The 25,314-nt window shown below is 35.3% G+C and carries 22 protein-coding genes and 1 tRNA gene; 10 read left to right on the plus strand and 13 right to left on the minus strand.

Annotation, left to right across the window (positions count from 1 at the left end; translation table 11 throughout):
* Positions 1-53: 53 nt before the first annotated feature.
* The 3 genes from treF to VB264_RS00435 all read left to right on the plus strand — a co-directional run bounded on the left by treF (position 54) and on the right by VB264_RS00435 (position 5,450).
* The gene (gene treF / locus VB264_RS00425; protein ID WP_323246049.1) at positions 54-1,565 is read left to right on the plus strand and encodes an alpha,alpha-trehalase TreF; all 1,512 of its coding nucleotides are present in this window, start codon (positions 54-56) and stop codon (positions 1,563-1,565) included.
* A 233-nt stretch (positions 1,566-1,798) separates the two neighbouring features.
* Entirely contained in the window at positions 1,799-4,606 is a 2,808-nt protein-coding gene (locus VB264_RS00430; protein WP_323246050.1) for an outer membrane beta-barrel protein, read from the plus strand.
* Between the two features lie 100 nt (positions 4,607-4,706).
* Positions 4,707-5,450: a GLPGLI family protein gene (locus VB264_RS00435; protein WP_323246051.1), complete on the plus strand. Its 744-nt coding sequence runs from the start codon at positions 4,707-4,709 to the stop codon at positions 5,448-5,450.
* 105 nt (positions 5,451-5,555) lie between these two features.
* On the opposite strand, the gene VB264_RS00440 is transcribed toward VB264_RS00435, so the two are convergent.
* From VB264_RS00440 to VB264_RS00450, 3 genes are read right to left on the minus strand one after another with little or no spacing between them, the layout of a single operon-like run.
* Positions 5,556-6,548, minus strand: coding sequence for an MlaD family protein (locus VB264_RS00440; protein WP_323246052.1), 993 nt, complete (start codon positions 6,546-6,548; stop codon positions 5,556-5,558).
* A gap of 2 nt (positions 6,549-6,550) precedes the next feature.
* Entirely contained in the window at positions 6,551-7,321 is a 771-nt protein-coding gene (locus VB264_RS00445; RefSeq protein WP_323246053.1) for an ABC transporter ATP-binding protein, read from the minus strand.
* Positions 7,322-7,327: 6 nt separating this feature from the next.
* The gene (locus VB264_RS00450) at positions 7,328-8,137 is read right to left on the minus strand and encodes an MlaE family ABC transporter permease (RefSeq protein WP_323246054.1); all 810 of its coding nucleotides are present in this window, start codon (positions 8,135-8,137) and stop codon (positions 7,328-7,330) included.
* Between the two features lie 212 nt (positions 8,138-8,349).
* On the opposite strand from VB264_RS00450, the gene VB264_RS00455 reads away from it, so the two are divergent.
* Complete coding sequence (locus tag VB264_RS00455; protein WP_323246055.1) at positions 8,350-8,955, plus strand: 2,3-bisphosphoglycerate-dependent phosphoglycerate mutase; 606 nt, start codon at positions 8,350-8,352, stop codon at positions 8,953-8,955.
* 6 nt (positions 8,956-8,961) lie between these two features.
* Here the strand turns inward: VB264_RS00455 and VB264_RS00460 are convergent, their stop codons facing one another.
* The 6 genes from VB264_RS00460 to rho all read right to left on the minus strand — a co-directional run bounded on the left by VB264_RS00460 (position 8,962) and on the right by rho (position 14,523).
* Positions 8,962-9,408 carry a PA2169 family four-helix-bundle protein gene (locus tag VB264_RS00460; protein WP_323246056.1) on the minus strand — a complete coding sequence of 149 codons (447 nt, stop codon included), beginning with the start codon at positions 9,406-9,408 and terminating at the stop codon, positions 8,962-8,964.
* A 126-nt stretch (positions 9,409-9,534) separates the two neighbouring features.
* Positions 9,535-9,861, minus strand: a complete 327-nt coding sequence (locus VB264_RS00465; protein ID WP_323246057.1) for a hypothetical protein — start codon at positions 9,859-9,861, stop codon at positions 9,535-9,537.
* A 315-nt stretch (positions 9,862-10,176) separates the two neighbouring features.
* Positions 10,177-11,283 carry a hypothetical protein gene (locus tag VB264_RS00470; protein ID WP_323246058.1) on the minus strand — a complete coding sequence of 369 codons (1,107 nt, stop codon included), beginning with the start codon at positions 11,281-11,283 and terminating at the stop codon, positions 10,177-10,179.
* A 1-nt stretch (position 11,284) separates the two neighbouring features.
* The gene (locus tag VB264_RS00475; protein WP_323246059.1) at positions 11,285-12,373 is read right to left on the minus strand and encodes an SPFH domain-containing protein; all 1,089 of its coding nucleotides are present in this window, start codon (positions 12,371-12,373) and stop codon (positions 11,285-11,287) included.
* Positions 12,374-12,652: 279 nt separating this feature from the next.
* Positions 12,653-12,741, minus strand: a tRNA-OTHER gene (locus VB264_RS00480).
* 63 nt (positions 12,742-12,804) lie between these two features.
* A complete protein-coding gene (gene rho, locus VB264_RS00485) occupies positions 12,805-14,523 on the minus strand; it encodes a transcription termination factor Rho (protein ID WP_323246060.1) in 1,719 nt (572 codons plus the stop codon).
* A gap of 468 nt (positions 14,524-14,991) precedes the next feature.
* Here rho and VB264_RS00490 point away from each other — a divergent pair, with 468 nt between their 5' ends.
* The 3 genes from VB264_RS00490 to VB264_RS00500 all read left to right on the plus strand — a co-directional run bounded on the left by VB264_RS00490 (position 14,992) and on the right by VB264_RS00500 (position 17,223).
* Positions 14,992-15,240, plus strand: coding sequence for a hypothetical protein (locus VB264_RS00490; protein WP_309994555.1), 249 nt, complete (start codon positions 14,992-14,994; stop codon positions 15,238-15,240).
* 100 nt (positions 15,241-15,340) lie between these two features.
* Entirely contained in the window at positions 15,341-16,402 is a 1,062-nt protein-coding gene (locus tag VB264_RS00495) for an NAD-dependent epimerase/dehydratase family protein (RefSeq protein ID WP_323246061.1), read from the plus strand.
* 86 nt (positions 16,403-16,488) lie between these two features.
* Entirely contained in the window at positions 16,489-17,223 is a 735-nt protein-coding gene (locus VB264_RS00500; protein WP_323246062.1) for a glycosyltransferase family 2 protein, read from the plus strand.
* Here VB264_RS00500 and VB264_RS00505 read toward each other — a convergent pair whose 3' ends face one another.
* Positions 17,224-17,667 (minus strand): small multi-drug export protein, encoded by a 444-nt coding sequence (locus VB264_RS00505; protein ID WP_323246063.1) that lies wholly within the window; start codon positions 17,665-17,667, stop codon positions 17,224-17,226.
* 148 nt (positions 17,668-17,815) lie between these two features.
* On the opposite strand from VB264_RS00505, the gene VB264_RS00510 reads away from it, so the two are divergent.
* Entirely contained in the window at positions 17,816-19,561 is a 1,746-nt protein-coding gene (locus tag VB264_RS00510; RefSeq protein ID WP_309914116.1) for a hypothetical protein, read from the plus strand.
* A 3-nt stretch (positions 19,562-19,564) separates the two neighbouring features.
* On the opposite strand, the gene VB264_RS00515 is transcribed toward VB264_RS00510, so the two are convergent.
* The 3 genes from VB264_RS00515 to VB264_RS00525 all read right to left on the minus strand — a co-directional run bounded on the left by VB264_RS00515 (position 19,565) and on the right by VB264_RS00525 (position 23,087).
* Entirely contained in the window at positions 19,565-21,094 is a 1,530-nt protein-coding gene (locus VB264_RS00515; protein ID WP_323246064.1) for a glycoside hydrolase family 10 protein, read from the minus strand.
* 216 nt (positions 21,095-21,310) lie between these two features.
* A complete protein-coding gene (locus VB264_RS00520; RefSeq protein WP_309914109.1) occupies positions 21,311-22,006 on the minus strand; it encodes a response regulator transcription factor in 696 nt (231 codons plus the stop codon).
* 229 nt (positions 22,007-22,235) lie between these two features.
* A complete protein-coding gene (locus VB264_RS00525) occupies positions 22,236-23,087 on the minus strand; it encodes a hypothetical protein (protein ID WP_323246065.1) in 852 nt (283 codons plus the stop codon).
* A gap of 198 nt (positions 23,088-23,285) precedes the next feature.
* Between VB264_RS00525 and VB264_RS00530 the strand changes: the two genes are divergently transcribed.
* Together VB264_RS00530 and cysM are read left to right on the plus strand one after the other, a co-directional pair.
* Positions 23,286-24,095, plus strand: coding sequence for a serine O-acetyltransferase (locus VB264_RS00530; RefSeq protein ID WP_323246066.1), 810 nt, complete (start codon positions 23,286-23,288; stop codon positions 24,093-24,095).
* A 9-nt stretch (positions 24,096-24,104) separates the two neighbouring features.
* A complete protein-coding gene (gene cysM, locus VB264_RS00535) occupies positions 24,105-24,989 on the plus strand; it encodes a cysteine synthase CysM (protein ID WP_309914102.1) in 885 nt (294 codons plus the stop codon).
* Positions 24,990-25,314 lie beyond the last annotated feature (325 nt).

The raw sequence follows: 25,314 nt of genomic DNA on the forward strand, positions 1-25,314 counted from the left end.
AAAGCATATCGTAATTCAAAAGATTGCTTTTCGCTTTGTAGTAATGAATAACGATGTCCGTAAACAATACTTCAAAATCAAATCATCCCTTCGATGAATTGTTTGTCGATGTGCAGATGAGTGATATTTTTCCTGATTCCAAGACTTTTAATGATTATATACCTAAGGAATCTTCTGAAAAAATATTAGAGAAATATCTCGAAGAAAAAACTAAGTCTAACTTTGATTTAAAGCAGTTTATTCATACCAACTATATCGCCAATACAGTATCTGCCAACGATTATAAAAGTGATACTTCAATTCCTATTGCTGAACATTTATCAGCATTATGGCCTATTCTCACTCGTGAGCCAAACTTACAGGTAGAAGATGGTTCTTTGATTCCTCTGCCTTCAAGGTATGTAGTGCCAGGGGGCAGATTCCAAGAAATTTATTATTGGGATAGCTACTTTACCATGCTTGGCTTACAAGAAAATAGGCAGATTGATTTAATAGAAGGTATTATCGATAACTTTAATTACCTCATCAACAAATTTGGCTATATCCCCAATGGTAACCGTACTTATTTCTTGGGGCGTTCGCAACCTCCTTTTTTCTCGTTGATGGTCGAACTACTAAGACAAGAAAAGGGCGATGAAGTATTACTAAAATATTTGCCCGCTTTAGAAAAAGAGTATGATTTCTGGATGGCAGGTAAAAATAAACTTGTCAAAGATAAAGCAAGCGTCGCTACGGCTAGAGTAGTAAAAATGCCTAACGGGACTATCATGAATCGTTATTGGGATGAAAACGATTCACCCCGACCAGAGGCCTATAAGGAAGACATAGAATTGGCAGAAAAGGCTGGGGGAAATCCCTCAGAAATTTATCGTCATATCAGAGCTGCCGCCGAATCTGGCTGGGATTTTAGCAGTCGTTGGTTTAAGGATGGGAAAAATATGACTACCATTCATACTACAGACATCGTTCCTATAGATTTAAATTGTTTGTTACTGAATCTTGAAAAAACTTTATTCCGTGCTTTTCTTTTATTGGAGGATAAATTTTCAGCTAATAAATTATACAATGCTTCAAAATTGCGTGAAAAAGCTATCAAGAAATATTGTTATAGCGTAGAAGAAGGCTTTTATTTTGATTATGATTTTGTCACGCAAAAGCATACAGCCTCTTATTCACTGGCATCTAGCTTTCCTTTGTTTTTTGAGATTGCTAATAAATTTCAAGCAACCAATGTAGCCAAAAAAATAAAAGATAGTTTCTTGAAAGATGGTGGTTTAATTACGACAACAATCAATTCGGGTCAACAATGGGATGCCCCTAACGGATGGGCACCTTTACAATATATTACTTATGAAGGACTTAGGGCTTATGGTTTTGATATTTTAGCTGATAAAGTAAAAACACGGTGGATACAAACCAACGAAAATGTATATTTGAAAACGGGCAAAATGACCGAAAAATATAACGTGCAAACACCAAATATTGAAGCGGGCGGAGGTGAATATCCTAACCAAGATGGCTTTGGTTGGACTAACGGCGTATTATTAACCTTTCTAAATAGTTAACTTTTATTTTTCCTAAGCGCATGATGTTTTTTCAATTCTTTGATAAACATCATGTGTTTTTTTATGCCCTCCCCTCTCGATTCTCACAAAATATTTACACAATCTTGCAACAAAAGTATTTTTTTTAGTCTCTGTTAGATAAATGTTAAAGAATGTTAATTGTTTTTTTATAACTAATTAATTAGTTAATTTAGCATTTATAATTAAACCTCCACACAATTAACTCTATCATCATGTATAAATCTACGTTACTTCTATTATTTTGCCTATTTTTCTCTATTCTCGTCAAAGCTCAAAATCCTACAAGAGTAACAATTAAAGGAATTGTTCAAGACACCAATTCAGCAGTCATGTCGGGAGCGACGGCAATGCTTTTACAACCAAAAGATTCATCTTTAGTCAACTTCTCCAGAGCGAACGATAAAGGAGCATTTGAATTTAGAAATGTAAAAAATTCACCCTATATCCTTAAAATTTCTTTCGTGGGTTTTCTACCTCACCAACAAAACATTAAAGTTTCAGAAACTGAAATTGCAGATTTAGGGCCTATTAAAATCAAACCTATTTCACAAGAATTACTAGAGGTAGTAGTACGAACAGCTAAAGCCCCGTTGAGCATAAAAGGTGACACGATTGAATACAATGCGTCATCATTCAAAGTGCCACCTGGGTCATCTGTAGAAGATTTATTACGTCGTTTACCGGGCTTAGAGGTGGATGCTAGTGGTAATATCAAAGCCCAAGGCAAAGATGTAAAGAAAGTATTGGTGGATGGTAAAACTTTTTTTGGCGACGACCCCAAAGCAGCTACCAAAAACTTAGGTGCTGAAACAATCTCTAAAGTACAGGTTTTCAATGGTAAGTCAGACCAAGCCTTGCTTACGGGTGTAGATGATGGTAAAAAAGAAAAGACTATCAACCTAGAACTAAAGGATGAATTCAAAAAGGGCTCATTCGGTAAAATTACGGGGGCAGTTGGAACAGAATCAAGAAATGCTTTCAGAGGAAACTATAACCGTTTCAATAAAAAAGAACAGTTTTCAATATTGGGTTATGTAAACAACATCAATGAAACAGGGGTAAACTGGGGAGATTATGGTGAGTTTAAAGGGAATAACTCATTTAATCAAAATGATAATGGTGATTTTGGTTTTGGAAGTGGAGGTCGTATCTTTTTTACTGATGGTGGTGGAATTTTAAATAACTTTGATGGACGAGGTTTTACTAACAATTTTGGTGGAGGTATTAACTATAACTATACCTATCAAAAAACAAAATTGAGTACTAGCTACTTTTATAACCAAACAAAGCTTACGCTTGATCAATTTCAAACTAAAAGAACATTTTTACAGGACAATTCATTTACTACTACTGATACGACTCATACCAATAATTTCAGAGGCAACCATAGTATAGCTGGGCGTTTTGAACAAATGTTAGACTCTAGCAATACCCTTATTACCAAAGCTAATTTACGTTTTAGTAATTCAAACAGTACTGATTTAGAAAGTCAGCGATATATCAACCAAGATAATGCCCTTAAAAATTCGGTTGCTATAAACAATGGGTCGAACCTAAATGTATTTAACTTTTCTGGAACGGCCATTTTCAGACATAAATTCAAGAAAAAAGGGCGCACATTTGCATCAAGCCTTTCTTATGCTGCATCCTCAACAGATGGAACCGATAAAATCAATTCTTTGACTAAATTTTTTAATGCTCAAAATGTAAACGACCAAATCAGAGCTATTAGTCAATTGAACCAAAATGCCAATACAACGAACACATTGAATGGTGGTTTGAATTTTTTAGAGCCTCTTTCTAAGAAAATATATTGGGAGAGTTTCTATAACTTTGCTAATAATAAGCAAAATGTTGGCAGAGACGCATTTAATGGGGTATCAAACAATGAACGATACGATAGCCTAAGTACTTATTACAAAAACGACATTACTTACAACAGAATAGGAAGTAGCTTGCGTTATTCACACGCTGGTGTTAATATTTCTGCGGGCTTAGCGGCACTTCGTTATGACTTAACAGGTCAGCTTTATGGCAAAAAGGATGCCCCACTCAAAACCGAAATCAATAAAAGTTATGATGCCCTTACGCCTAACCTTTCGGCAAGTATCGAATTCAAAAACAATGCTTATGCTGGATTAAGTTATAACTTAAACGTACAAGCTCCTAGCATTAGCGAGCTTCAACCAGTGGTAAACAACAATAACCCTTTTTATATTACCACGGGTAATCAAGACTTGCTCCCTACAAAAAGCCATGAAATAGGTCTTGATTTCTACAAATTTGACCCTGCTACTTTTACTAACATAAGCTTGTGGACAAGTTATAATTATTACCAAAGCCAAATTGTTTATAATCAAACGGTTGATGCCAATTTTGTAACGAGAACTCGCCCAGAAAATATTTCAGGTGGTACACGTTTTAATACTGGTTTGTACACAAGTTTCCCTATTGTAAAAACGAAATTTACGGTAAATTTGAATGGAAGCATCAATCTCAGCGAAAACCCAACATTTATCAACGGTGTTAAAAACAAAACAAACAACCAAGGTTATAATATTAACTTAGGTTTTAACATTACCCCAAGCGATAAATTGTTGATGAGTCTTAGCGGAAATTTAGGTTTCAATAATATCAAATACTCTATTGAAGAAGGACAAAATCAGAACATTAAAACCAAGGGTGTAGATGCATCTGTAAAATGGAATTTTGCGAAGAAAACCTTCTTTGAAACCAACCTTGATTATAATGGCTACGAAAACGACCGCTTCGGCTTTAACCAAAATATTCCTATCTTGAACTGTTCGGTTAGACGTTTGGTGATGAAAGATAATAAAGTTGAACTTCGTTTAGCGGCCTTTGATGTTTTCAATAAACGCCAGACTATTACGCAACAAGGTTATGTAAACTATGTAACTAACCAAACTTCATTAACCTTGGCTCGTTATTTTATGTTGAGCATTACTTACAACGTAAAAGGACATGTTGATAAATTAAAGAAAAATAATAATGGCTGGTAGATAAAATGAATTAATGAGGATGAGTTTTTAACATTTGTTACATCTGCGAAAACTCATCCTTCATACACTTGAAACATATCAATAATTACAAACTTGAAATATGAAAAAACTATTAATTATAGCACTTATTTTATCGTCTATCCAGATTTTCGCACAGACTAATGAGGGCGTAGTTCAATATACTCGCACAACTTATTGGACAAAAATGAATAACCAATTGAGTTATCTGAGTAAGCAAGAAAAAGAGAGAATGACTTATATGTTTGCTGGAAAGGATGATTGGAAGGTTTATACTACTTTATACTTTAATGAAAACGAAAGTAGGTATATTGACTCTGACGAAAAACCTGAAGAAGACGAAGGCTATGCAGGTAGAAAAGAAGAATTTAGTGTGAATAGAAATTTTGCTAAAAATACAATGACAGATGTTTTTGAAATGTTGGGCAAAACGTATATCATCGAAGATTCTTTGCAAATGCCTAATTGGAAAATCTTGAATGATATTAAAGAAGTAGCAGGGCATATTTGTATGAAAGCGATGATTGAAGACCCTATTAAAAACCAAAAAATCATTGCTTGGTTTGCACAAGACATTCCTTTAAATGCTGGGCCGGAAAGACTTTGGGGATTACCCGGACTGATTCTTGAATTAGATATCAACGATGGTACTGTGACGATAATCGCTTCAAAAATTGAATTCAAGAAATTAAATCAAGAGTTGGCTTTGCCTAAGAAATTAAAAGGCAAGAAAATAAACGAAGCCGAATATAAAGATATGCAGATAAAGTTTATCAAAGAGAAAACCAAAGAAGAACGAAATCCTTTTTGGTTCCTTAGATATTAGTGTAAATTTTTATTCTTTATCACTAGCGAGGGACTTAAGTCCCTCGCTAGTGATAAAGAATATTTTTTTGGAAATGCTATTCTTGAAACTTTAATACTTACGATTTCAATCAGCTTTATTTTTCTCTTTTTCCTTTTTCTTAAAAAAGCCTCTGAATAAGAAATTATGCTGAATCGCTTCAAGATCTTCATCTAGTTTCTTACTACCAGTCTCTAAGTTCTTCAAGGTCATTTTTATGGATGTGGCCGATGCCGAATCATTCAACAATACTCCTACTGTATTATCTTTTCTATTCATTTTTTCGCTTACCATTCTTAGGTTGGCTGTAAACTTATTCACAGAAGCGGACGCACTTTGTAACTGTGTAACCGTACCTACAATTCTATTATACACGAGCGTATCGCTAGCAAAATCATTAATGGAATTGCCGGGGCGATTAATTTTACCAGAGAACTCTTCAAAATTCTGCATAGTCGTCTTACTATTCTCTGAAACAGTTTTAAGATTACTAGCCATTTCTTGGAGATGGTCTACGGTTTTGTTCAACTTTATAGCAAAGCTAGGGTCGTTTAATAAACTTCCTAGACTACCTTTCCCTGCATTCATTTTACCACTAATACTCTTGAAGTCATTAGTAATGGCAAGCAAATTTTTATTATTTGCTTGTAGCGTTGCTAACATATCATCAGTACTGATGCCATCTTCTACTTTCAGTAAATCATCTTTTTGTACTGGCGGATAAGCGGGCGTGCCACCATAGATAACCACGATTTTATTACCAATGAAGCCATCTGAACCAATTTTTGCTTTAGCATCTTTACGGATATGGCTCTCAGCATCTTTTTCTATATTCATCGTAACTTCAACTTGTGAGTTACCATAAAACCCAATTTTCTTTACCGTTCCTACTTTTACACCTGAAAACCAGATGTTAGCACCAACCGATAAACCACCCACATCATTAAAAATAGCCTTTACTGTGAATGATTTCACAAAGGTTTCTTTTTGTCCGCCTATGGTAAACAAGGTAAGGAATAGAATTACTATCCCCAAAAGGATGAAGATTCCAACAACTACGGGGCGATTATTTTTTACCATTTTCATTTATCGTTAATAAAATTATAGTCATAAAAACTTCTCAGGCTCTCATCATCTGAGCTAAAAACTTCTTTGAAAGTACCAATTTCAGAAAATCTTCCTTTCTGTAACATCGTCACTTTATTGGCAGTATTTTTAGCACAGGTAAGGTCATGAGTAATGATTATTGAACTGGTTTTATATTCCTGCTGTACTTTTACAATTAAGTTATTGATTTCAATAGAGGTAATAGGGTCAAGTCCAGAGGTAGGTTCATCATACAGCATAATCTCTGGTTTCAGAATGAGTGTCCGTGCAATACCAATACGCTTTCTTTGTCCGCCAGACAGCTCAGAGGGCATCTGATTGATAGTTTGCGACAGCCCTACTTCATGCAATACCTCCTCAATGGCGTTGTTTACTTCGCTCTTACTCAAGTCACGCTTATTTCTTACCAACGGGAACTCTAGGTTAGCTCTTACACTCATACTATCATACAAAGCACTATTCTGGAACGAAAAGCCTATTTTCATCCTTAGTTCCTGCAAGGCTTCCAGACTAAGTTTATCTATTTCCTGCCCCAGCACTTTTACTGTACCAGAGTCTGGTTTTAATAAACCAGATATTATTTTGATTAATACCGATTTTCCAGTTCCCGAACGCCCTAATACAGCTACGTTTTCCCCTCTGTAAAGGGTCAAATCGATACCATCAAGCACTTTTAGCGTATCAAAAGATTTTTTCAAATCCTTGATATCAATCACGATTTCGTTATCTATGGTCTTATCTTTCATTCCTTTTTACCTAATAGCATTCACAAATTGTACAATAACCATTTCTTCTACAAAAATCAAAAACATGGATATTACTACTGCCGTATTAGCAGCTTTGCCCACGCCTTGCGTACCGTTTCCAGCATGATAACCTTGATAACAACCCGCTACGCCAATGGTAAAACCATAACAAATGGCTTTGAAAATAGAAGCATAAATATCTAAAAAGGTAATGTTTGCAAAAGCACTTTTAAAAAAAGCAACAAAACTGGTTAGCTCCGTTTTGTGGATATTTAAATAAGAGCCCATCATGCCTACAAAACCTGTATATAAAACCAAAATAGGAATCATGATTGTAACGGCTATAATACGGGTCACTACCAAATATTTGAATGGATTGGTAGCTGATACTTCCATCGCATCAATTTGTTCGGTTACTTTCATTGAGCCTAGTTCGGCTCCCATGTTAGAACCTACCTTGCCTGCCGCTATCAAAGACGTAACTAATGGTGCCAAGGCTTTGACGATAGCAATAGATATTAGCGACGGTAGCCACGAGGTAGCGCCAAAGTTTGCCAATGATGGGCGAGACTGCTTAGTGAATACGATGCCCGTAATAAAACCTGTTAAAGAAATTAAGGCTAATGACTTATAACCAACCAAATAGCATTGATTGATGATTTCCTTGAATTCAAAAGGAGCAGAAAAAGCTTCTCTGAAAAATCGGAGAATAAACGTATAGACATTGTATAAATCTATCAAAAAAGCATCTATCTTTTTTGAGATAACGTATTTTTTCCCTACTCCAACTTTTGACATTTCTGAATCTGTTTTCATAAAATCTCATTCCCTATACCAAAGGGCTTTAAACGGTATATAACTTTGTTAATGAAAGTAGTTAGGAAAGGATATAGTTTCAAAAGCATTTCACCGTTACAAACGCTTATTTTCTTTATAATCGCTATACTATTTAGAACTTCCTCGAATAAGCTATGCATTAATATCGTTATGTTATTATACTTACTTTTCAGTACTGATAAAATAAACAGATGGCGATATTAACATTGATACGGCACGGGCAATCGTCCTATAATTTAGAAAATCGTTTCACTGGAAATGTAGACGTAGCATTGACTCCTTTAGGAGAACAAGAAGCTTTGTCGGCAGGGAAAAAGATTAAAGCAATCAACTATGATATTGCTTATACCTCAATGTTGAAACGTGCTCAGAAATCTTTAGCAATTATTCTACAAGAAATTCATCAAAAAACTATGCCAGTTGTTAGAAATGGCGCTTTAGATGAACGGAAGTATGGAGATTTGCAAGGACTTAATAAGGAAGAAACAGCCAAAAAGTATGGAGAAGAACAAGTATTGATTTGGCGAAGAAGCTTTGCAGTTCGTCCACCCGGAGGAGAGAGTCTGGAAGATACTTATAACAGAACTGTTCCCTATTATCAGTCAGAGATAGAACCAAAGCTGAAAGATGGTGAGAACGTGCTGATAGTAGCACATGGGAATAGTTTGCGAGCCTTAATGATGTATTTAGAAAAAATTGATAATGAGGCAATCTCGAAAGTAAATATTCCAACAGGTACTCCAAGGAATTATACATTTGATGGGCAACTGAATATCCTGAAAGTTGAATATTTATGAGGTATATTATTGGCTTAGTTGGCTCTTTACCTGATGGTAATCATTTTCAATAAAAGATAACTGCGTAGTAATCATAACGACGTATTTATCCTCAAGGATTTCCAGATGGTCGTCTAGTACTTTTTTGTATATTATTAGAGCGATCTTTTCGCCAAAAACACACGACTGTAGAATAGATTTATTAGCATGATTTGTAAGCCACGTCTTGATTTCCATCCAAACTCTTAGGAACTTAAAAGCCGTTTTGGTTCCTTTTATGGGTTCGCCTCCTAATTGTTCTACTTCATGAATAAGAACTTTGTTATTTGCTTTACTTGTTTGTATGCAATGAGTAAACAAGGTTTTTAAGGATGTATCTAGTGTTTCTTTAAAGGCAGTTTCATAACCTACTATGCGGTCATTATTTACTTGAATAAGTTTATTGAAGGCGTCAATCTTTTTTGCCTTTTCCAAGGTATGTGCGGAGAAATAATGGAAGTTTGTTTTAATCAGCCTTCATCACATTTAGTACGAAGGATATAAAAAAGTTTGAGGTGTGAATTAGTCAACGCATTTGCTAGCTCACACCTCAATAAATAATTAAAGTAAAAGAATCAACAATAAAACAATAATGATAATTGCCCCTGCTGAAAGGTAAACACCTCCGCCTACTTCTTTCATAGATTTTTTGATAGAACGAACTTCTTGTCGTAAGGCTTTCTTTTCAGCCGAACTCATGTTCGATTTATCCATTGCTTTTATTTCTTCTAGCCTATTCATCATAGACTTTACCTCGGCCTTCACCTCGGGAGATGCTGCTTTTTCTGTTTTTACTTTTTCTAGTTCAGAGGTCTCTGCTTGTACCGAAACAGGCACCACGAGCATGAATAACACTGTGATTAAGAGATATTTTTTTAGTTTTTTCATCTTTGTTATTTTTTAAAGTACTTGGTTTATAATGAAGCTGTTTAAACTTTCCCTTACGGGTTAAACTAAGTCTTTTAGCATAGCTTGTTCCAAAATTTACTCAACGTAGAGATGCTATGCTTCCCAAATTTTGAAAAAATCAATTCAAAAATACAATACTTTCACCTCAGAAACGGAAAGTTTAAACAGCTTCAATATGTATTCGACTTTATAAATACCAAATTGTCATGCCAGACCAAGTAAAAACTCAGATGATTTACTGTTTTTTTAAATATTTTTTTAAAATAAGAAGGTTTCTAACACTAACACCAATTATTACCTTTGATAATTGTTAAAATAGAATATTACCGACGCTATCACAGCAATAATCCCAAGCACAGCAAAAGTTATTTTTATCCAACTATAAGGGCGCTCACCCTGAACTTCGCCAGTACGTGCATTTACTAAAAACTGATACACTTTGTTATTGTATTTGTAAACACTAACATACACAGGGAATAATAAATGTTTAAAAGTAATGTTTTTGTAGCCAGTATTTTTACTATTGATTCTTTGTTCGTCTCCTCCAATATCTCTTCTAATAACCTCCCTGATTCTTTCCTCAGTCATATTTTTAGCGACTTCAAATCCTTCTTTAAGGTCAATTTGATATTTTTCAGTTATAAATCCACTCAAATAACTTTTATCAAAAGGCACTAAATTTTCCATGTCCCAAGGTTCAAGCTGAAGGATGTAAGCAGGTGGAAGCGATTTAGTGGCAGGCACTAATAAATCATCAAATGATACCTGAACATTACCACTTACATAATACCATCGCGTTTTACGAACTTGACGCGTTTGTGTAACTGATTTGCCATTTTCTGTTACAGTGTACATTTCTGTTTCGTAGTAATAGATACCCTGCTCGCCAGTATAGCTAGTGTATGTGTAAGTATCATACGTCCAATAGGGCAAATAAACTCCTTTAAAATTATCAATAGTAAGTACTTTCTTTAAGTCGCTTGGCGCAAACCAACGACTATTAAGCCATTTTTTAAACTCATCTTTGGCGTGGCCTATATCAAGCTTAAAAGGAAGTAATGATTTGGGCTGAATAACATTTTCAGTAAAAGCATTTTTGATAATTAACGGAGTTGAACAATAAGGGCAACAAGCAGAACTTAAGTCACTTATTGTTGAAGTAGCATTACAACTTTCGCATGTTACAAAATGTTCAGCAATAGTTTTATTAGAAACCCTATTATCAAGAAACTCAACATAATCAAGTTCTTCAATAGGTTCATTTTTACTGATAATTTGATTTTCAAAGCCACAATATTCACAACGAAGCAACTGTGTACCAGCTTTGTATTTTAAGTGAGCCCCACAGCCAGTACAGGCAAACTTTATGCCTTCACTAGGTTTATTTTCTGTATCTTCCATTCTACTGGACTGGTATTGGTGGAGGAAGTAATTCAAATAGATGTTTTAATTCAGGCAATACACCTGCTTTACTCCAGTTTGCCATGCCTGCATACCATACCAGTGTCTCTTTTGTAAATACATTTTGAACAGCCATTTGCTTTAAGGTATCTATTTCAAATGGACCAGATTGTTGCCCATTTATTACGGTGTAATAAGTTAAAGCTGTGGGTACTGGTGGAGGTGTTTGAGGTGATGATTGGTTTTGTGAGCTTTGTTGAAAAACATGATTCATCATTCCAGCCACAGCAAACCCCATTCCTGCTCCTGCTGTCCCATCATTTTCAGCAGCCCCTTCTATGGCCTTAGCCATTTTCATTTTGGTAAGCTTATCTAAATCAATAGCATTCAGACGGCTATATTCAAATATTTCTTCTTTAACTTTATCAGGCATTGAAACATTTTCAATGACAAATTTAGTTAACTCAATGCCGTATTCTTCAAACTCACTCTCAATGGCTTCGTGGACTAATTGCGATACTCCGTGTATATTTGATGCATAATTTTCAACAGGTAAATTTGCTTTGCCAATTGTATCAGTAAACCTTGCTACAATCATGCTTTTTAATTGTTCCGCAATTTTATCGGTTGTAAAATAACCATCTGTCCCAACAATTTCTTTCATAAAAACTGCTGCGTCTTTCACACGTATTACATAGGTGCCAAAGGCACGAATCTCAATCATTCCATAACGGTTATCATGAAGTGTAATAGCATTCTTTGTCCCCCATTTTTGATCAGTAATATTACGCGTACTAACAAAATAAACTTCAGCTTTAAAAGGACTATCAAATCCATACTTCCAGCCTTCTAACGTTGAAAGAATAGGGAGGTTTGCGGTACTTAATGTATGTGTACCAGGTGTAAAAACGTCAGCTATGTTTCCCTCTTTGATAAATACAGCCACCTGACTTTCACGGACGATTAGTTTAGCTCCGTTTTTAATTTCGTTTTGATAACGATCGAAACGATATACCAATGTATTATTAGATTCGTCAATCCATTCAATAATGTCAATAAATTCATTCCTTAATTTGTCAAATAGTCCCATTTTGTTTGTAGTGTTTTAAATTATCGTTACTCATTTTAGCCACGAGGCAAGAACTATACGTTTTGATTGATAAATTTAACATCGTATAGGCAACATAATTTATAAAAAAGGTTTGAAAATTCCATGCAGTTAAAACAAAAAGCCTGATAATGTTATAGGGCTTTCAATTTCGTTGTTTTTTTATAGGACATTTTAACAAGGCTGTAAATACAATATTTTAAATTTCAGGGCAATAAAAAAGGACAAAGCTGAATTAATCAACTTTGTCCTTTCTTTATGTCGGGATGACAGGATTTGAACGGCAACGGCCGACCGTCTGCGACTACACGTCCCCAGACGTGTACGCTACCGGACTGCGCCACATCCCGATTTTGAGGATGCAAATCTAAAATTATGTTTTTATTTTTTCAAATTTATCTCCTCAAAAACTATTATCTATTCATCGAAACCAAGAACTCTTCGTTGGTTCTTGTGCCTTTCATTTGTTGTTGTAAAAACTCCATAGCCTCCACAGAATTCATGTCACTCATGTGTTTTCTCAGAATCCATACTCTTTGTAGGGTTTCTTTATCCATCAATAAGTCTTCACGACGAGTACCTGAAGCGGTAACATCAATGGCTGGATACATTCTACGGTTAGACAATTTACGGTCTAGCTGTAATTCCATGTTACCAGTACCTTTGAATTCTTCAAAAATTACTTCATCCATTTTTGAGCCTGTATCTATCAACGCCGTAGCGATAATTGTTAACGAACCACCGTTTTCTACATTTCTGGCAGCACCAAAAAAACGTTTTGGTTTGTGCAATGCGTTAGCATCAACACCACCCGATAAAATTTTTCCTGATGAAGGAACGACAGTATTATACGCACGTGCTAAACGAGTGATAGAATCTAGCAGAATTACTACATCATGTCCGCATTCAACCATACGTTTTGCTTTTTCTAAAACAATGCTTGCTACTTTTACGTGGCGTTCAGCTTGTTCATCAAAGGTTGATGATATTACTTCTGCCCTAACGCTACGTTGCATATCTGTAACTTCTTCTGGACGTTCGTCTATCAACAAAATCAATAAATAAACTTCTGGGTGGTTTTTAGAAATAGCATTCGCAATCTCTTTCAACAATACCGTTTTACCTGTCTTAGGTTGGGCTACAATCATCCCACGTTGACCTTTACCAATTGGGGCAAATAAGTCCAGAATACGGGTTGAATATTGGTCTGGGCGCGAAGAAAGCTTTAATTTTTCTTCTGGGAAAAGCGGTGTTAAATATTCAAAAGGAATTCTATCTCTGATTTCTTCAGTAGTTTTTCCGTTAACAGATTCTACTCTTAAAAGGGCAAAATACTTTTCTCCTTCTTTAGGCGGGCGAATCGAACCACGAACGGTATCCCCTGTTTTTAAACCAAATAGTTTGATTTGTGAAGGAGAAACATAAATATCATCGGGCGAAGCTAGGTAGTTATAGTCTGCTGAACGTAGGAAACCATATCCTCCATCTTGCATAATTTCAAGTACGCCTTCATTTTCAATGATGCCATCAAACTCACGAATGGCTTGATTATAGATTGGTTTTTTGAAATTCCCGTTATTGTTCTGACGAGTCACTTCATTGCTCCGTACTTCCTGTTCTTGTGGTAAACCACCCGTTGGCTCATCAGGTGTAATAAATGATGTATCAATAGCAAATTCTTCTTCTACTTCAATGGGAAAATCTACGATTGGTTCTTCATCAAATTCATAAGCTATTTCTGTTACTACCTCAGGTTTAGCTTTTATTTCTTTTACTTCCTTTGTCGGTTTTACCTTAGGTTGTTCTATAGGGCTTGCTTTGGGTGTTGCATTTTTAGCACTCACTGCTGGATTTTCAGCATCTTCTTTAGAAATACGCTGTCTTTTAGGACGAGGACTATCTGAAGCTGCTCCGGAATCTTTCCTCACTTTTCGTTCTGTTTTATTATCGTCTTGCATAGTATCTTTGCTGGAAGGTTTGCGGCTTTTTGTGGGCATTACCGCCTGTTTATCAAGAATTTTGTAGATGAGTTCTTTTTTGGGAAGGTCATTAACATTAGAAATGGCATATTCTTTGGCAAGCTCATGAAGCTCAGATATAAGCATCATGTCTAATTCTTCAATTTTGTACATAAGGGTTAATGAATAGACTATCTACAATTAAAGTCTTTCTAAATTGTGGTTAAAAAATATTAATAAAAAACATCTTAAAAAAGATTGTCAACTTTAAAGTCAAATTTGGGAAATATTAGAATGATGTGGATGTATGATGTTAAGTATTTAATAATCAAAATCTTAACGGAAGAAACACACAGGATTGTGAATTGTTCTGCAATGATAATTCCATTATTTCAAATAATCAAATTTTTTTGCTTATTTTTTAATACATTTTTTTTAACGTTCTCATAATCAGTACCCTCACTGGTCTATTATATTTTCAAAGACTAAACAGATATCCATATTTTATGATTTATCTTTTACCAAGATTAAAATTAAAAATTCTTAGAATATTATTAAAAAGGGTTAAACTTTATGATAAACTTTTTTAATTGGGAATCCCCTGTTATTTTTGTGTCATCAAACCAGAATATCACGGAAAAAATGAATCGCAAAAATATCTTAGCTATCGCCAGTATCGCTTTGTTAGCCATCGCTTGTGACTATCAAAAAAATAATACCATCAAACAAGCAGACGTTCATGAAGGAGATGAATATGTGTATGGTGTACATCCAGATTCTGCTGCTCGTCAGACAAAAAATAAATATACAGCAAAGCCTGAAAACGAAGTAAGAGCAATCAAAATTCGTGAAAAACTATTCAATGATAGTACGAATGCTCAAGGTAATTAATCTTGACTTCTTGGATATAATTTCTACCTAATATCACATCTCAAAGCGTTGCAATTAAGATTGTGACGCTTTTCGTATTTCTTAACTTTGAACCAATATAATGAACATAGCTCTTGTAACAGGCTCTGCTGGATTAATCGGCAGTGAGGCAGTCGCTTTCTTTTCAGAAAAATTTGATTTAGTAATAGGTATTGATAATAATATGCGTCAGTACTTCTTTGGTAACGAAGCCTCTACTGCTTGGAACCGTAATCGTTTGGAGGAACAATATACTAATTACAAACATTATCAAGCTGATATTCGTGAGGTTCCTCAACTAGAAGTAATCTTTAAAGAATACGGTACTGATATCAAGTGTGTATTACATACAGCTGCACAACCATCGCACGATTGGGCGGCAAAAGAACCTTTCACAGACTTCTCAGTGAATGCTAACGGTACATTAAATATGTTGGAAATGACACGTTTGCATGCACCAGATGCTGTGTTTATCTTTACGTCAACGAATAAAGTTTATGGGGATAATCCAAATTATTTACCATTAATCGAAACGGAAACACGTTATGAGATTGACGCAAGTCACCCTTATTTTGAAAACGGTATCGACGAAAATCATAGCATCGACCATACCAAACACTCATTATTTGGCGCTTCTAAAGTAGCAGCCGACGTATTGGTGCAAGAATATGGTCGTTATTTCGGCATGAAAACTGGTATTTTTCGTGGTGGATGCTTAACAGGTCCAAACCATTCAGGTACGGCCCTACATGGTTTCTTGTCTTACCTGATGAAATGTGCTATTACTGGTAATCACTATACCATCTTTGGCTACAAAGGCAAGCAAGTACGTGATAATATTCACTCTTATGATTTAGTGAATATGTTCTGGAATTTCTATCAAAACCCACGTGCTGGTGAAGTGTATAATGCTGGTGGTGGACGATTCGCCAACTGTTCAATGCTTGAGGCAATTGCTATTTGTGAGGAAATGACTGGCAAAAAAATGAGCTTTAGCTATTCTGAAACGAATAGAATCGGTGACCATATTTGGTACGTTTCTGACCTTTCTAAATTCAAGTCTCATTATCCAAACTGGAATTGGACTTTCGGATTAAACGAAACTTTACAACAAATTCATGATGGCATTGCATCTCGTTTATAAGAGATGTAACTATTTTGATTTCGCTTTAAAATATTTAATTAAAAGATGAATCCGTTTACTATCAAACGGATTCATTGTTGATAGCAATGAAACTTAGTGTAGTAATTCCAGCATATAACGAAGAAGAGTCAATTCCTGAAACGTTGAGGTCATTATATCAAACCCTTCAAGAAAATGGCATTGAGCATGAAATTTGTGTAACAAACGATAACTCAAAAGACCATACGGAGGCTGTTTTGCAAGCACTACAAAAAGAAATTCCTACATTAGTTTATTATACAAACAAAGGCCCTAACGGTTTTGGCTATGCTGTTAGATATGGCCTTGAACGTTTTACTGGCGACTGCGTAGCGGTAATGATGGCTGATATGTCTGACGACCCCAACGATTTAGTAAAGTATTACAACACCATGCTTGAAAAAAACGTTGATGCCGTTTTTGGAAGCCGTTTTATGAAAGGTGGAAAAACCATCGATTACCCTCCTCTGAAACTTTATATCAATAGAGTAGCCAATCTAATCATTCGTTTTTTAGTAGGTATCAAATACAATGATACCACCAATGCCTTCAAATTATACAAAAGAGAAACCATTGAAGGTATCAAACCATTCATATCTCCACACTTTAATTTAACAGTAGAATTACCCCTAAAGGCCTATGTTAGAGGTTATTCTTTTGCTATTGTTCCTAATAGTTGGACTAATAGAAAATATGGAGAATCAAAACTAAAAATCAAAGAAATGGGAAGCAGATATTTCTTTATCTTGCTTTATTGTATGATTGAAAAGTTCTTTTCGCGTGGAGATTATAAGAAGAAATAATCAAACAAATAGTGATTTCAACCATGTAATCTGGAAAATTAGATAACTAAAAATAATACCCCAAGATACCGCAAAAAGTAGCATTGTGAAGAAAATCTTTGCGAAGGGTACTTTAAAAGATAAAGCTAAAAGTGTTCCACCTATTGGTGTAAAAAACAATGGAGTAAAACAAGCAATACCCCAAATGCCTAGTTTTTTCCAGATTTTAACAGCAAATCTTGTCCTTTTTGAAAACAATTTAGGCTTTGATTTCCGATATTTACCTATTAAAGTTTGAATTCTTTTTCCTAAAAAAGTGATTAAGGTTACAGTCGTCATCATACCAATGATACAACAAATAGCTGTTTCCCACCAAGTCAATCCCAATAAAATTCCAGCGATAGGACCATTAAAAAATTTAATGGCTGTTGCAAGCATTACGGTAAAATATTTTCCAAATGTCATAATTATGTGTTAGTAGTTGTAAGTCAAGTATTTATACTTTCTATTGATTAAATCTCCTCATGAAATTATTTAATTTTCAATCAATAATTTTAAACTAACTTGCGAAGGTATTAATTGTAAAATGAAATGCCCAAACCTTAATAAAATTATGTATCAAAAATTACGTTTTTTTACTCTTTTAGTTTGCTCCTTTGCAAGTATTTATACTCAAGCACAAAGTGTTTTCGTTCCCCTCAATCAAGACTATTATCATTTAATAGATCGTTATGAAATAAAGCGTGGAAAATTTTCTGAGGGTTTTCATACTACTATCAAACCTTATACCCGCAAAGGTGTAGTACAATTGGTCGATAGCATCTGGGCAAGCAATTCGATGATATTGTCGGACAGAGATAGATTTAACCTTCAATATCTTGAAAACGACAGTTGGGAATGGAAAAACAACGATACTACGGGCAACAGCAAAAAGCCTTTCTGGAAAATATTTTATCAAAAAAAAGCAGACGCTTATTCTAATTCCGACGATATTCTTGATTTACACGTCAGTCCTGTACTTAATTTAGAATATGGTGCAGTATCGGGCGGTACTCAGAATAGTACAAGCTTAAATACTCGTGGCATCGAAATTCGTGGAATGATTAATAGAAAAGTAGGTTTTTACACCTTCATTTCCGAGAACCAAGCTTATATTCCCGACTATGTAAAGACTTTTGTTGATTCTTATAACCAAAACGAGTTTAGACAAGCAGACCTCCGCCTACCCGGAATGCCGGGTGAAGGACTAACCAAGGCATTCAAGAATAATCCTTATGGTGCAGATTTCTTTGCTGCAAGGGCTTATATTACTTTTCAAGCCACTAAAAATATCCAACTACAATTTGGGCATGATAAGAATTTTATTGGAAATGGTTTCAGGTCAATGCTACTTTCGGATAATGCTGCTCCTAATTTGTTTCTTAAAATCAACACCCATATCGGTAAGTTTCAATACCAAAACCTTTTTACTCAGCTAGTCTATACAGGTTTACAACCTAACAGCCAGATTTTCCCAAAGAAATACATGGCCATGCATCACCTTAGCCTAAATATTTCTAACAATTTAAATATTGGTATCTCTGAAAGCATTATTTTTCAACGTGATAGCACAAATGGTGATAGATTCGATTTGAATTATTTGAATCCAGTAATTTTTTATCGCTCAGTAGAAAGTTTTCAAGGCAGTGGCGACAATGCCCTGATTGGCCTAGATTTCAAATGGAATTTTGCCCAGCGTTTTTCAATCTATGGTCAGTTAATGTTAGATGAATTTATTGCTAAAGAGATTTTCAAATCATCAGGATATTGGGCTAATAAATATGCTTTTCAAGCTGGAGCAAAATATATTGATGTATTTGGGATAAGTAATCTAGATTTCCAGACTGAAGTAAATGCTGCTCGCCCATATACTTATAGCCATTCCGACGGTTCAAATTATACACAGTATAACCAAGCCTTAGCGCATCCGCTTGGAGCCAATTTTGTTGAATGGTCTAATATTATTCGTTGGCAACCTGCCAAAAAACTTAATATCGTTGCTACGATTATTTACGCAAAATTCGGTGAAGACAGAACTCCAACTGAAAACTGGGGAGGAAACATTCAAAAAAGTTATGATACTAGAAGTAGAAAAGTACTTTATGGTGATGATTATGGTAATTTTATCGGGCAAGGTAGAAGTGCTAATACAATGATTTATGATGTAAGGGCATCGTATCAATTCAAGCATAACTTTTTCATAGACTTACACTTGCTAAGTCGTAATTACAAAAGTGGCAACCCTTTATTGGATTATACCAATACGATACAATCTTTTGGTATTCGTTGGAATCTCCCTTATCGACAAATGCTATTCTAAGGATTAATAGCCATATTCGGTCGTAAAAAGAGCATAGTCTTGTGACTCATTATGAAGTCTGTCAAAGGAAGTCACACAATAAATATAACCACGGTATTTCTCCACAGAAGTATCATTAAAAGTGTTGCTTTTGCCTATGTAAATTATTTTTATTGCTTTTGATAGGTCTGGTTTTTCTCCTTTTTCAAAACGATAGACTACAAAATAATTATTTTCGTCACCATCAGTAGCCTTTTCCCCAGGTTGCCAAGTCAACACAGGGGTGCCCTCATCATTTTTGACGACAATTAACTTTTGTGGTGATAAAGGCGGAATGCTATCTTTCCAAGACATAGCGGGAATAATGGCAGGATAGTGGTAATAATTATTCCTTAGAGAGTCTTGAAAACCTCCGTAGTTTTCTGTTAAACTTTTTGAACTAAAAAAGATACTCCCTTGAATTGTCGTCGGGTTTGCACGATTAAATTTAATCTGCTTTGGGGCTTCTGTCAGTAACCAACCCGCTTTAATTTTATAAATTCCATGTCCGATGTAGAGGTGCTTGCCAAAGCTATTTTGTCCCCACCACAATGCTAGTTCGTTAAAAGGTATTTTGCCATGAGCTTGGTCAAAATAAATTTGTGGTGCAATGTAATCTATCCAACCCTGTTGAAGCCATTTACGTGTATCGGCATATAAATTATCATACGACGTTTGTGAAGCATTGGTCAACGAACCTGTGGGGTTTTTGGTGCTATAGTTTCTCCAAACACCAAATGGACTAATGCCAAATTTCATCCTTGGCTTTACTTTTTTGATACCTTCGCTAATTTGGTAAATTAATGAATCAGTATTACTCCTCCGCCAATCTTTTATATTTTTGATACCTCCATTATATTTTCTAAAAGTTTCATCATCTTTCAACACGCCGCCTGCTACCTCATAAGGATAAAAATAATCGTCGAAATGTATTCCATCTATATCATAGTTTTTGGCAATTTGGACTACTATATCAGTGATGTAATTCCTTACTTCGGGAATACCAAAATTCAATAGTTTTTGTCCATCATATACCAACATCCATGCTGGTTTTGTTACACTGATATGGTCTGGAGCAATCGTTTTTCCTTTTTTAAAAGTCGCACGATTGAGGTTTAGCCAAGCATGAAACTCTAGGTTTCTACTATGGGCTTCTTCAATCATAAAACTGAGAGGGTCATAAAATGGTGTGGGGAATTTGCCTTGCTGACCTGTCAGAAATTCAGACCAAGGCTCGGCACCTTTGGCATAATAAGCATCGCAAGCATCTCGTACTTGTACAAACACAGCATTAAGGTTCGATTTCTTATGCTCGTCCAAAATTCGGATGAAATCTTGTTTTTGAAGGTCTGAATTATATTGACCATATTTTGGCCAGTCGATATTCTCTACGGTAGCTATCCAAACTGCTCTAAATTCGTGTTTCTGAGGTTTGCTCAGGTCAGGACTCTGGGCATTACAACTAAAACAAGAAAGGCTAGAAAAAAATAACAGTATAATTTTATTAATCATCATATACGAGACAAAAGGTAATATTTCTTACATAAAAACATTGTCTAAGAAAATCCTGTGAAAAAAGGCTAAACCGTATTTACACAAAAATAATGAATTATCCCCTAAATTGGTAATTTGGGTAAAACTCGCTCATCCAAAATGAGAAAGCAGTGTATATATTCTTGAGGTGTCAAGAATATATACACTGCTTTTGCTAACCTTAATCGTTAATACTATTTAGTCTTCCAAGGTAAACATATACCCAACACCTTTAAGGGTTTTGATATAATGCTCAGGAATCTTTTCTCTCAATTTTCTAATATGAACATCCACTGTTCTTTCTACCACGTACACATCTGCCCCCCATACTTTTTCTAATAATTCGTCGCGGTTAAACACTTTATTAGGATGTTTGGCCAAGAATGAAAGTAATTCAAATTCTTTTTTAGGCATTACCAAAGGGCTTCCATCATTCAATACACTATAGTTTGTACGATTTATCACCAGTTGGCCTATTTCAATTTTCTCATCATTTTCAATCTGCTGTGCATCACGCCTAAACATCGCTTTTATCCTACTTACCAAAGCCCTAGGTTTAATTGGCTTCACGATGTAATCGTCTGCTCCTACATCAAAAGCGGCTACTTCAGTGTACTCTTCAGCACGCGCCGTAAGAAATAAGATATAAACCTCTTTAAACTCTGGAATAAGACGAAGCTGTCTTGCCGTTTCGATACCATCCTGACGTGGCATCATAACATCCAGTAAAATCAAATCTGGTTTGAAAAATTTTGCTACTTCTAAAGCTTGAATGCCATCCAAAGCTGATTGAATTTCAAAACCTTCTTTTTGAAGATTATATTCTAACAACTCAATGATGTCTGGATCGTCATCAACCAGTAAAATTTTGGGAATAGGTAATGCGTTTGCCATATTTTCGTTTGCAGCAATCCATAATTTTCATTAAGAAAACCCTAATTAAATACTTCTTCTGCTCAATTGTTAATGCAAAATTAATAAGCTCAATATTACGAAATTGTTAAATCTAAATCATTGAATCTTTACAGAATCTATGAAAGAAAACATAATGAGGTATTTAAGCAAATTATCATTGGGTATTCCATGAAAATGAAAACGAATATTTGGAATCATCGGTTATTTATCATTTTTTTTCAATGTCAATTTTAATCATTTCTCCTTGCTCATTTGTTACCAACAGCGTATTATTTGTTAAAAAAGTAATCGCTTCTGATTGCTGAAAAGCCAAAAGGTAGCATTTTTGTGGATGTTTGAAGTCTATTATATGATTTTTGATTTTGAAAAATACTACCTTCCCATAGGTTATAAGTGCGAATGTTTTTTCGTCAGGACTTATCGCTGCGCCAGTCACCATCGCATTAATCAATACTTGTCCTTTGGGTAGTAGTGCATAATTCCCTGCCTTGGTCGGAACGGCATACATTTTCACAAAATCATTGCCTCGGTTTTTTGAAAATAAATATAAGCTATCGCTATGTACAAAAAACGCTTCGCAATCAAAATTCTTATCTGCTTTATCTGGCGGAAAACGCTCTTGGTCAGCATAATGAAAAGAGATGGCTTCTGTATGGGTAGGATTGTTTTCGTTTACTTTATAAATCGTTAGATTCCTTCTGGTATTACTATTATTACCGATGTCTCCGATATATAAATTCCCATTTTTATCTCTGGTGATTTCTTCCCAATCTTCATTTTCAATATTATTAAAGTGAATTGTGGATAATAGCTTCCCATGCATATCTACTTCATATATTTCAGGTTTGCCTCCGCTGTCGTTATGCGTCCAGAAGGTTGTGTCTTTTGCACTTTTTATAATGCCCGAGCTTTCATTTACTTCGGGGGCTAATTTCCCGATGGATGTTATTTTATAGAAATTACCTCCTTTCGAAAAATCACTTTTACTGCTCTCTTTATGACAGCTACACAATAGCAATTGAAGATTGAACAACCATAAAACAATTTTTGAATGGAACATAATAATGGGGGTTTCGATTAGTCCTGAATTAACGATTTTTTTATCAAAACAGAATCAAATCAGTACATTTATCGTTATCATTGCGTGAAATTTAATTAATCAGTGGTTAATTGTTTCTTTAATAAAGCAAAATAATATGGTTTTATTTTATGCTTTTACAAATATCAGGTTAGTTTGCTAATAAATATTTGATAACCGATGTCTCAAACGTTGCCGTATAGTTTTTTAGAGGCTCTTTGCCAAAAACATTCAAAACCCAATACTTTTCCATCTACTTCGACGGTAAAAGAATTGTTTACCGACATTTTGTTGGCAATGTTTCCAGAACAAACTCAACGCCATTTTGGCTGTGTTGACGAATTGCAAGAAGCCTTTGATCAAATTCAATTGAGGCTAACCCGTGTATTGCGGTCTATGCAGCAACATCTTGAAGAGGATGCCCGCACCTTGGCAGAGGCTTATATTCAAAAACTTCCAGCAATATACAATGTATTATTAACAGATATACAAGCCATCATGATGGGCGACCCAGCCGCCCAAAGTGAATACGAAGTAATCAGGGCGTACCCAGGTTTTTATGCTATCTTCTTTTATCGCCTTGCTCATGCTTTATTAGAGATGAACGTTCCTATTGTTCCTAGGGTGTTGACAGAATATGCCCACTCAAAAACGGGAATTGATATTCATCCTGGTGCAAACATAGATGAATATTTTATGATTGACCACGGTACTGGCGTAGTAATTGGCGAAACCACTACCATTGGTAAACACGTAAAACTATACCAAGGTGTTACCCTTGGAGCATTGTCAGTTAGCAAAGAAATGGCTTCGCTAAAACGCCATCCTACGATTGAAGACCATGTAGTAATTTATGCTGGAGCCACAATTTTGGGTGGAGAAACCGTAGTAGGGGCAAATTCTATCATCGGAGGAAATGTTTGGCTTACGCGCAGCATTCCTTCATTCACAAAAATATATCACCAAGAGCAGGTAAAAATATTGCAGTAACATAATTGAATGGCAACACTCTTAGACTTAGTTGGCAATACGCCAATTGTTGAATTAAACAGAATCAATCCGAATCCGAATGTTAAGATTTACGGAAAATTAGAAGGACATAACCCAGGGGGTTCGGTAAAAGACCGTGCTGCCTATGGAATGATTCGCGGAGCAGTAGAACGTGGCGAGATAAAACCTGGCACAAAATTGATTGAAGCTACTTCTGGCAATACAGGTATTGCCCTAGCGATGATTGCTCGATTATACGACCTTGACATTGAATTGGTAATGCCTGAAAACTCTACCCGTGAAAGGGTATTAACGATGGAGGCTTTCGGGGCGACAGTTACGCTTACGCCTGCTAGCGTTGGTATTGAAGGCTCAAGAGATTATGCTGAAGCTAAAGTAAAAGAGGGTGGTTTTTTTATGTTAGACCAGTTTTCTAATCCTGATAATTACATGGCTCATTATCATTCTACTGGGCCAGAAATTTGGAAAGATACCAATCAGCAGATAACCCACTTTGTGAGTTCGATGGGAACAACTGGAACAATAATGGGTACTTCTAAATTTTTGAAAGAAGTAAACCCTGATATTCAGATAGTAGGCTGTCAACCGACTGAAGGAGCAAAAATTCCGGGGATTCGTCGTTGGGAAAAAGAATATCTTCCTAAGATTTTTGATGCGTCCAGGGTTGATAGAATTATGGATATTTCAGAAACAGAAGCACGTGCTATGGCCAATACGTTAGCGAAAGTAGAAGGCGTATTTGGTGGAATGAGTAGCGGTGGGGCTGCGTCAGCCGCTGTTAGGTTAGCACAGGAACTAGAATCGGGCGTTATCGTTTGTATCATCTGCGACCGTGGCGACCGTTATCTTTCAAGTGATTTATTCGGAAGCTAATAAGACTCAGTAAGAGTTATGAATTGTGAGTTTTGAGTGTAAAAATAGCCCATACTTGTCGATGTAATTTCCACAATAATATTGTTTTTTGATTGACTACTTAATAGAAAGATAGTTTTTTATGGACATAAAAAAAGCCTTGCTTCACAGCAGGGCTTTTTTGTTTTATTTGTGATATGATATTAAAACGCCAGATGATATACTTTTGTTTCATGACTGAAAAATTATTAAACTATTTTTCAAAATAAAATTAAATATTTTCAAAGGGGTATTTAAAAGCCCTCCGTTCCATAAAAAAGAGCAAGTCTCAACAAATTTTCGGAAC

It is taken from the genome of Arcicella aquatica (assembly GCF_034928825.1).
Taxonomy (GTDB): Bacteria; Bacteroidota; Bacteroidia; order Cytophagales; family Spirosomataceae; genus Arcicella; species Arcicella aquatica.

Excerpts from the sequence above, each read along its gene's own strand:
- VB264_RS00470 (WP_323246058.1), bottom strand. The coding sequence starts at position 11,283 with ATGGAAGATACAGAAAATAAACCTAGTGAAGGCATAAAGTTTGCCTGT.
- rho (WP_323246060.1), bottom strand. The coding sequence starts at position 14,523 with ATGTACAAAATTGAAGAATTAGACATGATGCTTATATCTGAGCTTCAT.
- VB264_RS00475 (WP_323246059.1), bottom strand. The coding sequence starts at position 12,373 with ATGGGACTATTTGACAAATTAAGGAATGAATTTATTGACATTATTGAA.
- VB264_RS00495 (WP_323246061.1), top strand. The coding sequence starts at position 15,341 with ATGAACATAGCTCTTGTAACAGGCTCTGCTGGATTAATCGGCAGTGAG.
- VB264_RS00525 (WP_323246065.1), bottom strand. The coding sequence starts at position 23,087 with ATGTTCCATTCAAAAATTGTTTTATGGTTGTTCAATCTTCAATTGCTA.
- treF (WP_323246049.1), top strand. The coding sequence starts at position 54 with ATGTCCGTAAACAATACTTCAAAATCAAATCATCCCTTCGATGAATTG.
- VB264_RS00455 (WP_323246055.1), top strand. The coding sequence starts at position 8,350 with ATGGCGATATTAACATTGATACGGCACGGGCAATCGTCCTATAATTTA.
- VB264_RS00505 (WP_323246063.1), bottom strand. The coding sequence starts at position 17,667 with ATGACATTTGGAAAATATTTTACCGTAATGCTTGCAACAGCCATTAAA.
- VB264_RS00500 (WP_323246062.1), top strand. The coding sequence starts at position 16,489 with ATGAAACTTAGTGTAGTAATTCCAGCATATAACGAAGAAGAGTCAATT.
- VB264_RS00445 (WP_323246053.1), bottom strand. The coding sequence starts at position 7,321 with ATGAAAGATAAGACCATAGATAACGAAATCGTGATTGATATCAAGGAT.
- VB264_RS00430 (WP_323246050.1), top strand. The coding sequence starts at position 1,799 with ATGTATAAATCTACGTTACTTCTATTATTTTGCCTATTTTTCTCTATT.
- VB264_RS00440 (WP_323246052.1), bottom strand. The coding sequence starts at position 6,548 with ATGGTAAAAAATAATCGCCCCGTAGTTGTTGGAATCTTCATCCTTTTG.
- VB264_RS00465 (WP_323246057.1), bottom strand. The coding sequence starts at position 9,861 with ATGAAAAAACTAAAAAAATATCTCTTAATCACAGTGTTATTCATGCTC.
- VB264_RS00490 (WP_309994555.1), top strand. The coding sequence starts at position 14,992 with ATGAATCGCAAAAATATCTTAGCTATCGCCAGTATCGCTTTGTTAGCC.
- VB264_RS00435 (WP_323246051.1), top strand. The coding sequence starts at position 4,707 with ATGAAAAAACTATTAATTATAGCACTTATTTTATCGTCTATCCAGATT.
- VB264_RS00450 (WP_323246054.1), bottom strand. The coding sequence starts at position 8,137 with ATGAAAACAGATTCAGAAATGTCAAAAGTTGGAGTAGGGAAAAAATAC.
- VB264_RS00510 (WP_309914116.1), top strand. The coding sequence starts at position 17,816 with ATGTATCAAAAATTACGTTTTTTTACTCTTTTAGTTTGCTCCTTTGCA.
- VB264_RS00530 (WP_323246066.1), top strand. The coding sequence starts at position 23,286 with ATGTCTCAAACGTTGCCGTATAGTTTTTTAGAGGCTCTTTGCCAAAAA.
- VB264_RS00520 (WP_309914109.1), bottom strand. The coding sequence starts at position 22,006 with ATGGCAAACGCATTACCTATTCCCAAAATTTTACTGGTTGATGACGAT.
- VB264_RS00515 (WP_323246064.1), bottom strand. The coding sequence starts at position 21,094 with ATGATGATTAATAAAATTATACTGTTATTTTTTTCTAGCCTTTCTTGT.
- cysM (WP_309914102.1), top strand. The coding sequence starts at position 24,105 with ATGGCAACACTCTTAGACTTAGTTGGCAATACGCCAATTGTTGAATTA.